Consider the following 14,656-nt stretch of genomic DNA (forward strand, 5'->3'; position numbering starts at 1 on the left):
TCACGGCCTTCGCCAAACGCGAAGTCGCGCTTGGCCAATTAGCAATTCAGCCCGAAGGGGCAGCGGGGTAGAGTCGGACCAGCTGCATGGCTCACACAACTACAAAACGGAGCTCTCCATGGCACGACTCACCCGTGGCATCACCCGTCTGCTCGCCGCTTCCGCGCTGTTTAGCGTCCTCGGCGTCCAGGCCGATCCGATCCTGATCAAGTTCTCCCATATCACCGCCGACAGCACGCCGAAGGGCCAGGGCGCGCTGATGTTCAAGAAGCTCGTGGAAGAGCGCCTGCCCGGCCAGGTGGAGGTGCAGGTGTTCGCCAACTCCTCGCTGTACGGCGACGGCAAGGAGATGGAGGCACTGCTGATGAACGAGGTGCAGCTGCTGGCGCCGGCACCGTCGAAGCTCGAGCAGTACACCAAGCAGCTGCAGCTGTTCGACCTGATGTTCCTGTTCGACGACATGGCCGCGGCGCAGCGCTTCCAGCAGTCGGACAAGGGGCGCGCCATGCTCAAATCCATGGAGGACAAGGGTATCACCGGCCTGGCCTACTGGCTCAACGGCATGCGCCACTTCACTGCCAACAAGCCGCTGCGCGAGCCGGCCGACGCCCGCGGGCTGAAATTCCGCGTACAGCCCTCGGACCTGCAGGCCGCCCAGTACACCGCCCTGCGGGCGGTGCCGCGCAAGATGGCCTTCGCCGAGATCTACCAGGGCCTGCAGACCGGCGTGGTCAATGCCCAGGACAATCCCTGGTCGAACATCTACAGCCAGAAGTACCACGAGGTGCAGAAGTACATCACCGAGTCCGGCCACGGCATCGGCAACTACCTGCTGATCACCAACACCAGGTTCTGGAACGGCTTGCCGGCAGAGGTGCGCGGCGAGCTGGAAGCGATCATCGACGAGGTCACCGTGGAGGTGAACCGCCAGGCCGAGGCGCTGAACGAGAAGGCCAAGCAGGGCGTGATCGACTCGGGCAAGAGCGAGATCCTGGTGCTGACCGACGAGCAGCGTGCCCGCTGGCGCGAGGCGGTACAACCGGCCTGGAAGAAGTTCGAGGGCGAGATCGGCAAGGAGCTCATCGAGGCGGCCCAGGCAGCCAACTCTGCGCCCTGAGGCAAGCCCGCCAATGGTCTGTTAGACCAATGTGCAGTTTCGGCCACGGCGCTGGCTGCACAGAATGGCGGCGTCTATCTGCGTGATCGGACAAGTGTGTATTCCAACCGGATGGTTGACCGAGCGGCCCCTGAGGCCGCTTTTTTTTGCCTTCAGCTTTTCGCCGGAATTGGCAGTAATGCCAGCGGCGCCAGTTCGTCATGCAGGCGGTTGATGCGCTCCAGCAGATCGTTGACCGCACGGCGGTCACGGTCGTTCTGCAGGTCCGTATCCGCGGCGTCGCGCAGTGCCGCCAATTCATCCACGTAGGCCTCCAGCTGGTCGCTGGAGGGCTGCCCGTACAAGGCAGTCTTCAGGCACTGCATCAGCGCCATGACGATCGCCGGGTCATTGCTGCCATAGGTACGAATCGGGTCGAGGATAAGCGTCAGCCGTCGTTGCGGGCTCAGCTGTGGATAGAACAGCCTGGGCTTGCCATTGTCGATGCAGCCCACGTCCAGCGGCGGAACGCCACCCAGGCGACCGAGCAACACACCGTGCAGATTGAGCACGCGTATTGCCGTGCCCGGGTCGTTGATCGACGGGCTGATGGCCTTTACCGCGATTTCGGTCATCTGCCGCATGCCATAGAAAACGTTGGCGCCGGCGAACTCTTCATCGTGGAAATCGAAGCAGTCGAGTACCTGTCGGGTTCGCCGGGCATCCAGTTCGGCGCTGACCTTGAGCAACGGATGTCCTTCGACCAGAAAGAAGCCGGGCTCCACCTGTAGCACCGCCTGCAGATCGTCCGGCCCCAAGAGCTCCCGCAGGCGTTGCTCGTTGACCTCGCGCAGATAGCCGGGCGTGACCGCTTCGATGCAGTACCAGTCGCGGTCATCCGGCGCCGCGGTGATCGACCCCAGGCGCTCGCAACGCTGCGCCAGGTTATGGCAGGCGCTGCGGTAGAGCTGGCCGACGATCCAGTCCACCTGGATGGACTGCGAGATGGAACGGATGAATACGACGAACAGGGCCATACAGCCCAGGCCCATCAGTACGGCGATCAGCACGCCGAACGCAGGCAGGCTATCGGGTTCGTTCTTGTTGATGAAGGCGATCATCAGCAGGAAGAACAGGATGCAGCCCAGGTAGTTGCCGAGGATCAGCTGGTTGCGCTGATCGCTGATCAGCCCGGGCAGCACGCGCGGGGAGAGTCGCGAGGCGGCCCCGTTGAGCACGACCATGACCATGGAAAAGCTGAACACGGTCAGCGAAATGATGCTGGTGATGAGCGTGCCGAGGATTTCCCGGGCGTTATCCGCCTCTGCCAGGCCGGACGGCAGCATGTTTCGCCAGGCGTGAGCCAGGTCAGTCGTTTCGAAGAGCAGGACGAGACCGCCCAACACGAAGTAGCCGGCCGGAATCACGGTGGGGTAGAAGACGATGCTCTGGGGGATCCGCTGCAGCTGACGAAACAGGGCATTGCTTGGTGCTGACATGGTGGCTCCCGTCGATGGCTGTTACGAATTGAGACAGCAGCCCTCGGCAAATGGCCGCGAAACAGTGTCTATGCTTGGAGAGTGGCCGCTAGTCGCGGCCGCTGCGGTATTCGGCATCGGCTGAAGCAGACGTCTGACAGGCGCGTGGTTGGCGATCCGCACGGGAAGCGTGGATCGATCGGGTGGTGAGGGTTCGCCTGCGAGACAAGGCTGCGACCGGAAAATAACCAGATAACCCGAGGTGACTGCCATGTGTGCTGCGTCCGTGTATCCCGTGTCCCCTGAGGCTGCAAAGCACTCCCTGACCGACGAGGCCGCTTATCGGGCCATGTATCAGCAGTCGGTGATCAACCCTGAAGGATTCTGGCGTGAGCAGGCGGCACGGCTGGACTGGATTCGGCCCTTCAGCGAGGTCAAGCGCACTTCCTTCGACGACCATCACGTCGATATCAAGTGGTTTGCCGACGGCACGCTGAACGTGTCAGCCAATTGCCTGGACCGGCACCTGGCCGAGCGCGGCGATCAGGTGGCGATCATCTGGGAGGGGGACGACCCCTCGGAGCACCGCGAGATCACCTACCGCGAGCTCTACCAGGAGGTCTGCAAGTTCGCCAACGCCCTGCGTGGCCAGGATGTGCACCGCGGTGACGTGGTGACCATCTACATGCCGATGATTCCCGAGGCCGCGGTGGCAATGCTGGCCTGCGCGCGCATCGGTGCGATCCACTCGGTGGTGTTCGGCGGCTTCTCGCCGGAGGCATTGGCCGGGCGCATCATCGATGGCAGCTCGAAGGTGGTGATCACTGCCGATCAGGGCATACGTGGCGGCAAGACCATCGCCCTGAAGGAGAACGTCGACGAGGCGCTGACGAACCCGCAGACCCGTTGCGTGCAGAAGATCATCGTGGTGCGCCGCACCGGAGCGAACATCCGCTGGCACCCGCACCGGGATGTCTGCTACGACGACCTGATGCGGGTGGCCGGCGAGGTCTGCGCTCCGAAGGAAATGGGCGCCGAGGAGCCGCTGTTCATTCTCTACACCTCGGGCTCCACCGGGAAACCCAAGGGCGTGCTGCACACCTGCGGCGGCTACCTGCTGTACGCCGCGCTGACCCACGAGCGGGTCTTCGACTACCGCCCCGGCGATATCTACTGGTGCACCGCCGACATCGGCTGGATTACCGGTCATAGCTATCTGATCTACGGCCCACTGGCCAACGGTGCGACGACCCTGATGTACGAAGGCGTGCCGAACTATCCGGACGTCACCCGCATCGCCAGGATCATCGACAAGCACCGGGTCAACATCCTCTACACCGCGCCGACGGCAATCCGCGCGATGATGGCCGAGGGGCCGGCGGCGATGGAGGGTGCCGACGGTTCGAGCCTGCGCCTGCTCGGCACGGTGGGCGAACCGATCAATCCGGAAGCCTGGCACTGGTACTACGAGACGGTCGGTCGGTCGCGCTGCCCGATCGTCGATACCTGGTGGCAGACCGAGACCGGCGGCATCCTCATCAGCCCGTTACCCGGTGCCACGGCGCTCAAGCCCGGCTCGGCGACGCGGCCGCTGTTCGGCGTAGTGCCAGGGCTGGTGGACAATCTCGGCAACCTGCTGGAAGGCCCGGCAGAGGGCAATCTGGTGATTCTCGACTCCTGGCCAGGGCAGATGCGCACCATCTACGGTGACCACGACCGTTTCGTCGATACCTACTTCAAGACCTTCCGCGGCATGTACTTCACCGGCGACGGCGCCCGCCGCGACGAGGACGGTTACTACTGGATCACCGGGCGCGTCGACGATGTGCTCAACGTCTCCGGACACCGCATGGGCACCGCCGAAATCGAGAGCGCCCTGGTGGCGCATGCCAAGGTGGCCGAAGCCGCGGCCGTTGGCGTGCCGCATCCGCTCAAGGGCCAGGCCATCTATGTTTACGTGACTCTGGTTGCTGGTACCGAGCCCAGCGACACGCTGCGCCAGGAGCTGCAGCAGTGGGTCCGGCACGAGATCGGTCCGATCGCGGTGCCGGATACCATCCAATGGGCGCCGGGGCTGCCGAAGACGCGGTCTGGCAAGATCATGCGCCGCCTGCTGCGCAAGATCGCCACGGACGACTACGACACCCTGGGCGATACCTCGACGCTGGCCGACCCTGGCGTCGTCGACCAGTTGATCGCTGCCCATGAGGCGGTGAAGCGGCGCTGAAATCCAGAGCGCCCGGCTCGCCTGCTGCAGCTTCGCTCGCGGACAAGTCCGCTAGCCACAGGCCCGCAGGGCGATGTTCAGACGCCGGCGGGCGGGCTTTTCAGATCGTCGTTGCCGGTGACCGTGGTGCCGTTGGTAGCAGCTGCCGCGTTGGCCTGCAGTTGCTCCTTGTTCGAGTCATAACGCTCGAACGGCATATGGTGCGAGCGCCCTTCGGCCATGCCCGCCTGTTCGCTGACTTCATTGAACACGCGCTTGGCCTCGCAGTGGCCGGTCACGCCCCGGGCCACGGCCATCCCGCCGATGCCCAGCTGCAGCAGACCACCGAGGCCACCGCGGCGCAGACCCTTGGCGAGGAAGTACAGGCCGCCGGCCAGGGACATGGCGCGCTCCCAGCCGTGGACGTTCTGTTCGAGGTGCTTGGAAGAGTTGTTCATGGGGGGCTCCGACGAGGACATTCTCAATGAATGACTCTTGCCGGAGCCGCCTGTTCGCCACCGCAGGTCGGCCATTTGCCGCGAGGCTCCGCAAACCGCTCAAGGCCCGACCAGACGGAGAGACGCCAACAAGTGAGGCGTAGGATCGCTCGTGCTCGCCGTGGCCCCAAGTGCGTGTGGGCGCGTTTTGACCGCCAACGCGGCGCTGTTCAAGGTCCGCCAAGGGCCGGCGTGGCGCGTGCGCCCCGACGACCCTTGATCGGCCGTATCAGTCGGCCATGCCGAGCACCTTGAGCACAAAGGCGTACTCCAGCGCCACATCCTTGAGCGCCTGGTAGCGACCGCTCATGCCACCGTGACCTGCGCCGAACTCGGTCTTGAGCAGCAGCAGGTTGTCGTCGGTGCGGGTGGCGCGCAGCTTGGCAACCCACTTGGCCGCCTCCCAGTACTGCACACGGCTGTCGTTATAGCCGGCGACGGCAAGCAGCGGCGGATAGGCCTGGGCCCGGACATTTTCATAGGGCGCATAGGCCTTGATGCGCTCGTGCACCTCGGGCTGATTCGGGTCGCCCCATTCGTCGTACTCGGTCACGGTCAGCGGCAGGTCGGCATTGAGCATGGTGTTGAGCACGTCGACGAAGGGCACCTCGGCGATCGCCGCACCGAACAGCTCCGGACGCAGGTTGAGCACGGCACCGATCAGCAGGCCGCCGGCACTGCCGCCGCTGATGGCCAGGCGTGGCGATGTGGTGTAACCGTCGGCCAACAGCTGTTCGGCACAGGCGATGAAATCGTTGAAGGTATTCGGCTTGTGCTCCAGCTTGCCGGCGCGGTACCAGGCCTCACCCAGATCACCGCCGCCACGCACATGGGCGATGGCGAAGATGAAGCCGCGGTCGAGCAGCGACAGCCGCGCGTGGGAGAACCAGGGGTCGAGGCTATGGCCGTAGGCGCCGTAACCGTAGAGGTAGAGCGGTGCGGGCTTGTCAAAGCTGTCGCGGCGGCCGACCAGGCTGATGGGAATCTGCGTGCCGTCCTGGGTGGTGGCCCAGATGCGCCGACTTTCATAGGCGTTCGCATCGAAGGGGCCTTCCACCGGGGTCTCCTTGAGCACTTCCTGCATGCCGTCGGCCAGGGTCAGCTGGCGGATCTGCGCCGGGCGATTCAGCGCCTCGTAGCGCAGGCGGATCACCGTGCTGGTGAATTCCAGCGAGTTCTGCACGTGCAGGCTGTAGGCCGCATCGGGCAACTGCAGGCGATAGGGCTGGACGCCCTGTGGCCGCACCTCGATCACCGGCAGGCCGCTTTCGCGCAGGGTCAGGGTGATCGCCTCGGCGTTCAGGCTGACGTCCTCGAGCATCACCGCGTCGTCATGCGGGACCAGCTCTTGCCAGTGCTCGCGGCCCGGCTCGGTCTCGCTGGCATGATAGAGGGCGAAGTTGATGCCCGCCTGGTTGCTGCGGATCAGCCAGCGCCACTGTCCTTCGTACAGGCCATGATCGGGGAAGTACTCGTGATCCTCCTGGCGCGGTGCCAGACAGGTCCAGCTACCCTCCGGCTGGTCCGCCGACAACACCCAGGCTTCGCTGGTGGTCTTGCTGTGGGACAGGATGACCAGCTGGCGGTCGGAGCTGGCGCGGTAGCAATGCACGAAGAAGCGCCCGTCCGGGTCGTGGAATACCGCGTGGCTGCCGGTTTCGCCCAGGCGATGGCGGTAGATCCTGTGTGGTCGGTGGGTCTCGTCCAGCTCGCCATAGAACAGCGTCCGGCTGTCGTTGGCCCAGGTCATGCTGCCGTCGCAGTTGTCGAAGGGCAGCTCGGTGACCACGCCGCTGGCCAGGTCCTTGACGTACAGCCGGTAGATCTCGTCGCCTTCGCGGTCGAGGCTGTAGGCGAGCTTGCTGTGGTCCTGGCTGACGCTGAAGGCACCCAGCGAAAGAAAGCCGCCACCGGCCAGCTCGTTGGGGTCGAGCAGCAGCTGTTCGGCGTTTTCATCGACGGTCAGCGAACCATCCAGCGGGCGCGGGCAGCGGTAGTGCCGCGGATACTCGTCGCCCGCGGTGGTGCGCTGGTAGTACAGCCATGGCCCCCAGGGGGCGGGCAGCGATAGATCGGTTTCGCGGATGCGCCCTTTGATCTCCTGAAACAGGGCTTCACGCAGTTCGGCCTGATCGGCGAGCTGCTCCTCAAGATAGGCATTCTCCGCCTTAAGATAAGCGAGCACATCCTCGGCGTCACGGTTCTCCAGCCAGCGGTAGGGGTCGATGCCGGTGTCGGCGCGGGCGATGGGGGCTTGGGACATGCAGTACTCCGGATTCGGTGGTGCGTTGACCGTACATGGCGTGCAACGAATTGCGGCAGTGTACCTGCTCGACTACGTCTAGGATTGACCCGGTTGGTGCGGCCCGGTTTCAGCTTTTGAAACGAATGGGTGACGCGTTCATCGCTGTGGTGAATGCAGGCAGATCGGCGTTGTCGATGATGACCGGGCGGTCGCGAAATGTCCGCTTGCGGGTGCCTTTCGGTTAGGCAAAGCAGCCGATTGACAATGCTGCGCTTTTCCCCGAAGGTGTGCCGACCCAAATCAAACGGGCGTATGAATCGAGCGTTTGCCAGAGCAGATGCCGATCACCCGGATTATCGTGTCGGTGGGTGTCGTTCGCCGCGAGGCGCGGTCGAGTCAGGGCCGAAGACGTGAGACACGTAACGTTCAGCTTCCATACCTGGAGATCAGTTGATGATTTACGAAGGTAAAGCCATCACGGTTAAGGCTCTTGAGAGCGGCATCGTCGAATTGAATTTCGACCTCAAGGGTGAGTCCGTCAATAAATTCAATCGCCTCACTCTCAACGATCTGCGCCAGGCTGTCGACGCCATCAAGGCCGACGCTTCGGTCAAGGGCGTGATCGTCACCAGCGGCAAGGACGTGTTCATCGTCGGCGCCGATATCACCGAGTTCGTCGACAACTTCAAGTTGCCCGATGAAGAGCTGGTTGCCGGCAACCTCGAAGCGAACAAGATCTTCAGTGACTTCGAAGACCTGGGCGTGCCCACCGTGGTCGCCATCAACGGCATCGCCCTGGGTGGCGGTTTCGAAATGTGCATGGCTGCCGACTATCGCGTCATGTCCACAGCCGCCAAGGTCGGTCTGCCGGAAGTCAAGCTGGGCATCTACCCGGGCTTCGGCGGAACCGTGCGTCTGCCGCGCCTGATCGGTGTGGACAACGCCGTCGAGTGGATTGCCTCCGGCAAGGAAAACCGTGCCGAAGACGCCCTCAAGGTGCACGCGGTCGACGCCGTCGTCGCTCCGGAGAAGCTCCAGGAAGCTGCACTGGACCTGGTCAAGCGCGCCATCTCCGGCGAGCTGGACTACAAGGCCAAACGCCAGCCGAAGCTGGACAAGCTCAAGCTCAATGCGATCGAGCAGATGATGGCCTTCGAGACCACCAAGGCGTTCGTCGCAGGGCAGGCCGGTCCGAACTATCCGGCCCCGGTCGAAGCCATCAAGACCATTCAGAAAGCCGCCAACTTCGGCCGCGACAAAGCCATCGAAGTCGAGGCTGCTGGCTTCGTCAAGCTGGCCAAGACCTCGGTTGCGCAGAGCCTGGTCGGCCTGTTCCTCAGCGACCAGGAGCTGAAGAAGAAGGCCAAGGCCTACGACAAGCAGGCGCGCGACGTGAAGCTCGCTGCCGTACTCGGCGCCGGCATCATGGGCGGCGGCATCGCCTACCAGTCGGCTGTCAAAGGTACGCCGATCCTGATGAAGGATATCCGCGAAGAGGGTATCCAGATGGGCCTGGACGAGGCCTCCAAGCTGCTCGGCAAGCGTGTCGAGAAAGGCCGTCTGACCGCTGACAAGATGGCTCAGGCGCTCAATGCGATCCGCCCGACCATGTCCTATGGCGATTTCGGCAACGTCGACATCGTCGTCGAGGCCGTGGTCGAGAACCCGAAGGTCAAGCACGCCGTGCTGGCCGAGGTGGAAGGCCACGTTCGCGAAGACGCGATCATCGCTTCCAACACCTCCACCATCTCCATCAGCTACCTGGCCCAGGCGCTCAAGCGTCCGGAAAACTTCTGCGGCATGCACTTCTTCAACCCGGTGCACATGATGCCGCTGGTTGAGGTGATCCGCGGCGAGAAGACCAGCGAAACCGCTATCGCCACCACCGTCGCCTACGCCAAGAAAATGGGCAAGAGCCCGGTCGTGGTCAACGATTGCCCGGGCTTCCTGGTCAACCGCGTGCTGTTCCCGTACTTCGGCGGCTTCGCCCGCGCCATCGCCCACGGTGTCGATTTCGCCCGCGCCGACAAGGTGATGGAGAAGTTCGGCTGGCCCATGGGCCCGGCCTACCTGATGGACGTGGTCGGCATGGACACCGGCCACCACGGCCGCGACGTGATGGCCGAAGGCTTCCCGGATCGCATGAAGGACGACACCCGTACCGCCGTCGATGTCATGTACGACGCCAATCGCCTCGGCCAGAAGAATGGCAAGGGCTTCTACGCCTACGAGATGGACAAGAAGGGCAAGCCGAAGAAGGTGGTCGACCCTGAGGCCTACGAGCTGCTCAAGCCGGTCGTTGCCGAGACGCGCGAGCTGTCCGATGAGGACATCATCAACTACATGATGATCCCGCTGTGCCTGGAAACCGTGCGTTGCCTGGAAGACGGCATCGTCGAGACCGCTGCCGAAGCCGACATGGGCCTCATCTACGGCATTGGCTTCCCACCCTTCCGCGGTGGTGCGCTGCGCTACATCGATTCGATTGGCGTCGCCGAGTTCGTCGCGATGGCCGACAAGTACGCCGACCTGGGCCCGCTGTACCACCCGACCGCGAAGCTGCGTGAGATGGCCGCCAACGGCCAGCGCTTCTACGGTTAATCGAGGGAGAGAGAATTCATGAGCCTGAATCCAAGAGATGCAGTCATCGTCGACTTCGGTCGCACCCCGATGGGGCGCTCCAAGGGCGGCATGCACCGTAACACCCGCGCCGAGACCATGTCCGCACTGCTGATCGACGGCCTGCTGGCGCGCAATCCGAAGATCGACCCGGCCGAGGTCGAGGACGTGATCTGGGGCTGCGTCAACCAGACCCTCGAGCAGGGCTGGAACATTGCCCGCATGGCCTCGCTGCTGACCCGCATTCCGCACACCAGCGCCGGCCAGACCGTGAGCCGCCTGTGCGGTTCGTCCATGAGCGCCCTGCATACTGCCGTGCAGGCCATCCAGACCAACAACGGCGACGTGTTCGTCATCGGTGGTGTGGAGCACATGGGCCACGTCAGCATGATGCACGGCGTCGACCCGAACCCGCAGCTGTCGCTGCATGCGGCCAAGGCCTCGGGCATGATGGGCCTGACCGCCGAGATGCTCGGCAAGATGCACGGCATCAGCCGTGAAGCCCAGGATCAGTTCGGTGAGCGCTCGCACCGCCTGGCGCACAAGGCTACCGTCGAGGGCAAGTTCAAGGACGAGATCATCCCGATGGAAGGTCACGACGAGAACGGCTTCCTCAAGGTCTTCGACTACGACGAGACCATCCGTCCGGATACCACCCTGGAAAGCCTGGCCGCGCTGAAGCCAGCGTTCAACCCGAAGGGCGGCACCGTGACCGCCGGTACGTCCTCGCAGATCACCGACGGTGCGTCCTGCATGATCGTCATGTCCGCCCAGCGCGCCAAGGACCTCGGCATCCAGCCGATGGCGGTGGTTCGCGCCATGGCGCTGGCTGGCGTTGACCCGGCGATCATGGGCTACGGCCCGGTGCCGTCCACCCAGAAGGTGCTCAAGCGCGCCGGTCTGACCATGGACGACATCAGCCACGTCGAACTGAACGAAGCCTTCGCTGCACAGGCGCTGCCGGTGCTCAAGGACCTCAAGCTGCTCGACAAGATGGAAGAGAAGGTCAACCTGCACGGCGGCGCGATCGCCCTGGGTCACCCGTTCGGCTGCTCCGGTGCGCGTATCTCCGGCACCCTGCTGAACGTGATGAAGCAGAACAACGGTACGCTGGGTATCGCTACCATGTGTATCGGTCTGGGCCAGGGGATCAGCACGGTCTTCGAACGCGTCTAACAGACAGATGCAAATGACTGCGCTAGGCTGACAGCCATTCTCGCGACTGGGCGGGAGGAATTGTCAGCCGGTGCATGGAAGCCGGGGCCTGGTGCCCCGGTTTTTCTTTTTTGTATTTGTGTGGAGGTAGGCATGCAGTTGCAGCCGGGGCGTTATCGCCATTACAAGGGGCCGGAATATCGCGTATTCGCTGTTGCGCGGCACTCCGAGACGGAGGAGCCGGTGGTGTTCTATCAGGCACTTTATGGGGAGCGCGGACTCTGGGTACGCCCGCTGTCAATGTTCACCGAGAGCGTCGAAGTGAACGGCGAAACGGTCCCGCGTTTCGCATTGATCGAAGCCGAAACGAGTGTTTTCGGCGGTTGAGCTGGCCACCGGCCACCAGGTCCACGCTTGACCTCACCTCCATCGCCACTATATATAGCGGTGCTTTTCAGGCAGAGCGAAAACCTTGCTGTCCGCTTGATGGCATCGAACCGCCGCTCTGATTCGCTCCAGAAGGAGCCGGGCAGGGCGATTGTTCTGTCAGGTCGCCCCGTTCGCAAAACGCGCACGAATGTTCGCTGATGCCTTGCCGTCTACCGCCGGCACGGGTATTCAAACTGCCGGAGGCATTGCCTCTGTTCACCTCTAGATTCAGGAACTCTCCTCTCCATGGGTAAATCGCTGGTCATCGTGGAATCACCGGCCAAGGCCAAGACAATCAACAAGTATTTGGGCAACCAGTACGTGGTGAAGTCGAGTATCGGCCACATCCGCGACCTCCCTACCAGCGGCTCGGCCAACAAGGAGCCGGTCAAGCGCGGCAAGGCTGCGGCGGCCGAGGCGCCAGCGCTGTCGCCCAAGGAGAAGGCCAAGCGTCAGCTCATCACCCGCATGGGGGTCGACCCTGAGCATGGCTGGAAGGCCAAGTACGAGATCCTGCCCGGCAAGGAAAAGGTCATCGAGGAACTTCGTCGCCTGGCCAAGGAAGCTGACACCATCTATCTCGCGACCGACTTGGATAGAGAGGGGGAGGCCATCGCCTGGCACCTGCGTGAGTCGATTGGCGGCGACGACAGCCGCTACAAGCGCGTGGTGTTCAACGAGATCACCAAGAAGGCGATTCAGGAGGCCTTTTCCCAACCGGGCGAGCTCGATCTGAATCGCGTCAACGCGCAGCAGGCGCGCCGCTTTCTCGATCGCGTGGTCGGCTACATGGTTTCGCCGCTGCTCTGGGCGAAGATCGCCCGCGGCCTCTCTGCCGGTCGCGTGCAGTCGGTGGCAGTGAAGCTGGTGGTCGAGCGCGAGCGCGAAATCCGCGCGTTCGTTCCGGAAGAATACTGGGAAGTGCATGCCGACCTGGCGACTGCCCAGCAGGCCAAGGTGCGCTTCGAGGTCGCCCGCGAGAAGGGCGAGGCGTTCAAGCCGCTGAACGAGGCGCAGGCCAATGCTGCGCTGGAGAAGCTCAAGGGCGCCAGCTACAGCGTAGCCAAGCGCGAGGACAAGCCGACCAGCAGCAAGCCTTCGGCGCCTTTCATTACCTCGACCCTGCAGCAGGCAGCGAGCAATCGCCTCGGCTTCGGCGTTAAGAAGACCATGATGATGGCTCAGCGCTTGTACGAAGCCGGTTACATCACCTACATGCGTACCGACTCGACCAATCTATCGGCTGATGCCATCAGCATGGTGCGCGGTTTCATCGAAGGCGAGTTCGGCGACAAGTACCTGCCCGAGAAGCCGAATCTGTATTCGAGCAAGGAAGGCGCGCAGGAAGCGCACGAGGCGATTCGCCCGTCCGATGTCAACCTGCGGCCGAACCAGCTGTCCGGCATGGAGCGCGATGCCGAGCGTCTGTACGAGCTGATCTGGCGCCAGTTCGTGGCCTGCCAGATGCCGCCGGCGCAGTACCTGTCCACCAGCGTTACGGTGGCTGCCGGTGATTTCGAGCTGCGCGCCAAGGGCCGCATTCTGAAGTTCGACGGCTACACCAAGGTCATGCCGCAGCAGAGCAAGGCTGGCGAGGACGATGTGCTGCCGGAAATGAACAAGGGCGACGCCATGAAGCTGCTCAAGCTCGACCCGAGCCAGCACTTCACCAAGCCGCCGGCGCGATATTCCGAAGCCAGCCTGGTCAAGGAGATGGAGAAGCGCGGCATCGGCCGGCCGTCCACCTATGCGGCGATCATTTCCACCATCCAGGACCGCGGCTACGTCTCGCTGCACAATCGCCGTTTCTACTCGGAGAAGATGGGCGACATCGTCACCGAGCGCCTCTCCGAGAGCTTCAACAACCTGATGGACTACGGCTTCACCGCCGGCATGGAAGAGCATCTGGACGACGTCGCCCAGGGCGAGCGTGACTGGAAGCATGTACTGGACGAGTTCTACGGTGATTTCCGCAAGAAGCTCGAGGTTGCCGAGTCCAGCGAGAATGGCATGCGTGCCAACCAGCCGACCCTCACGGACATCCCGTGCAAGGTCTGCGGCCGGCCGATGATGATCCGCACCGCGTCCACCGGGGTGTTCCTCGGTTGTTCCGGCTACAGCCTGCCGCCGAAGGAGCGCTGCAAGTCCACGGTGAACCTCATTCCGGGTGACGAGATCGCCGCCGATGACGAGGGCGAGTCCGAATCCCGCGTGCTGCTGGGCAAGCATCGCTGCCCGATCTGCAGCACCGCGATGGATGCCTACCTGCTCGACGAGACGCACAAGCTGCATATCTGCGGCAACAACCCGGACTGCTCCGGCTACGAGATCGAGGAAGGTCAGTACCGTATCAAGGGGTACGAGGGGCCGAGCCTGGAATGCGACAAGTGCGGCAGCGAGATGCAGCTCAAGACCGGTCGTTTCGGCAAGTTCTTCGGCTGCACCAACGCCGAATGCAAGAACACCCGCAAGCTGCTGAAGAACGGCGAGCCGGCGCCGCCGAAGATGGATGCGGTGAAGATGCCGGAACTCAAGTGCGAGAAGGTGGATGACACCTACGTGCTGCGAGACGGTGCTTCCGGGTTGTTCCTGGCCGCCAGCCAGTTCCCGAAGAACCGCGAGACCCGCGCGCCGCTGGTGCGTGAGCTGATCCCGCACAAGGACGAGATCGATCCCAAGTATCACTTCCTGCTCCAGGCGCCCCAGCAGGATCCGGAAGGCCGTCCGGCGGTTATCCGCTTCAGCCGCAAGACCAAGGAGCAGTACGTGCAGAGCGAAGTCGACGGCAAGCCTACCGGCTGGAAGGCGTTCTACGACGGCGGCAAGTGGCAGGTCGAAGACAAGCGCTGATTCCGGCTCGACCGACTCGCCAGGCGAGTCGGTCGGATTGATTGCCTCCCGGCCACGCCGTCTGTTCGTCGTTCGCGCTGG

Annotated in this window: 9 protein-coding genes; 6 read left to right on the plus strand and 3 right to left on the minus strand. The window is 63.4% G+C overall.

The genetic code is table 11. The features are described 5' to 3' along the window. Positions 1–118: 118 nt before the first annotated feature. Positions 119–1,117 carry a TRAP transporter substrate-binding protein gene (locus tag ACX1DW_RS04810; RefSeq protein WP_458992891.1) on the plus strand — a complete coding sequence of 333 codons (999 nt, stop codon included), beginning with the start codon at positions 119–121 and terminating at the stop codon, positions 1,115–1,117. A gap of 152 nt (positions 1,118–1,269) precedes the next feature. Here the strand turns inward: ACX1DW_RS04810 and ACX1DW_RS04815 are convergent, their stop codons facing one another. Beyond that, positions 1,270–2,595, minus strand: coding sequence for a DUF2254 domain-containing protein (locus ACX1DW_RS04815; RefSeq protein ID WP_458992892.1), 1,326 nt, complete (start codon positions 2,593–2,595; stop codon positions 1,270–1,272). A gap of 250 nt (positions 2,596–2,845) precedes the next feature. Here ACX1DW_RS04815 and acs point away from each other — a divergent pair, with 250 nt between their 5' ends. Then, positions 2,846–4,801, plus strand: a complete 1,956-nt coding sequence (gene acs, locus ACX1DW_RS04820) for an acetate--CoA ligase (RefSeq protein WP_458992893.1) — start codon at positions 2,846–2,848, stop codon at positions 4,799–4,801. 77 nt (positions 4,802–4,878) lie between these two features. Here the strand turns inward: acs and ACX1DW_RS04825 are convergent, their stop codons facing one another. Both ACX1DW_RS04825 and ACX1DW_RS04830 read right to left on the minus strand, forming a co-directional pair. Continuing rightward, the gene (locus tag ACX1DW_RS04825; protein ID WP_013982476.1) at positions 4,879–5,238 is read right to left on the minus strand and encodes a YgaP-like transmembrane domain; all 360 of its coding nucleotides are present in this window, start codon (positions 5,236–5,238) and stop codon (positions 4,879–4,881) included. Positions 5,239–5,506: 268 nt separating this feature from the next. Beyond that, positions 5,507–7,540, minus strand: a complete 2,034-nt coding sequence (locus ACX1DW_RS04830) for a S9 family peptidase (protein WP_458992894.1) — start codon at positions 7,538–7,540, stop codon at positions 5,507–5,509. A gap of 435 nt (positions 7,541–7,975) precedes the next feature. Between ACX1DW_RS04830 and fadB the strand changes: the two genes are divergently transcribed. From fadB to topA, 4 genes are all read left to right on the plus strand, one after another. Continuing rightward, complete coding sequence (gene fadB, locus ACX1DW_RS04835; RefSeq protein WP_152481130.1) at positions 7,976–10,123, plus strand: fatty acid oxidation complex subunit alpha FadB; 2,148 nt, start codon at positions 7,976–7,978, stop codon at positions 10,121–10,123. A gap of 18 nt (positions 10,124–10,141) precedes the next feature. Then, positions 10,142–11,317, plus strand: coding sequence for an acetyl-CoA C-acyltransferase FadA (gene fadA / locus ACX1DW_RS04840; RefSeq protein ID WP_102841408.1), 1,176 nt, complete (start codon positions 10,142–10,144; stop codon positions 11,315–11,317). 132 nt (positions 11,318–11,449) lie between these two features. Then, complete coding sequence (locus ACX1DW_RS04845) at positions 11,450–11,683, plus strand: DUF1653 domain-containing protein (RefSeq protein WP_152481131.1); 234 nt, start codon at positions 11,450–11,452, stop codon at positions 11,681–11,683. Positions 11,684–11,971: 288 nt separating this feature from the next. Beyond that, positions 11,972–14,575 carry a type I DNA topoisomerase gene (topA, locus tag ACX1DW_RS04850; protein WP_458992895.1) on the plus strand — a complete coding sequence of 868 codons (2,604 nt, stop codon included), beginning with the start codon at positions 11,972–11,974 and terminating at the stop codon, positions 14,573–14,575. The last annotated feature ends 81 nt before the right edge of the window (positions 14,576–14,656 follow it).

The sequence above is a fragment of the Stutzerimonas sp. KH-1 genome (assembly GCF_054483855.1).

Excerpts from the sequence above, each read along its gene's own strand:
- ACX1DW_RS04810 (WP_458992891.1), top strand. The coding sequence starts at position 119 with ATGGCACGACTCACCCGTGGCATCACCCGTCTGCTCGCCGCTTCCGCG.
- ACX1DW_RS04815 (WP_458992892.1), bottom strand. The coding sequence starts at position 2,595 with ATGTCAGCACCAAGCAATGCCCTGTTTCGTCAGCTGCAGCGGATCCCC.
- acs (WP_458992893.1), top strand. The coding sequence starts at position 2,846 with ATGTGTGCTGCGTCCGTGTATCCCGTGTCCCCTGAGGCTGCAAAGCAC.
- ACX1DW_RS04825 (WP_013982476.1), bottom strand. The coding sequence starts at position 5,238 with ATGAACAACTCTTCCAAGCACCTCGAACAGAACGTCCACGGCTGGGAG.
- ACX1DW_RS04830 (WP_458992894.1), bottom strand. The coding sequence starts at position 7,540 with ATGTCCCAAGCCCCCATCGCCCGCGCCGACACCGGCATCGACCCCTAC.
- fadB (WP_152481130.1), top strand. The coding sequence starts at position 7,976 with ATGATTTACGAAGGTAAAGCCATCACGGTTAAGGCTCTTGAGAGCGGC.
- fadA (WP_102841408.1), top strand. The coding sequence starts at position 10,142 with ATGAGCCTGAATCCAAGAGATGCAGTCATCGTCGACTTCGGTCGCACC.
- ACX1DW_RS04845 (WP_152481131.1), top strand. The coding sequence starts at position 11,450 with ATGCAGTTGCAGCCGGGGCGTTATCGCCATTACAAGGGGCCGGAATAT.
- topA (WP_458992895.1), top strand. The coding sequence starts at position 11,972 with ATGGGTAAATCGCTGGTCATCGTGGAATCACCGGCCAAGGCCAAGACA.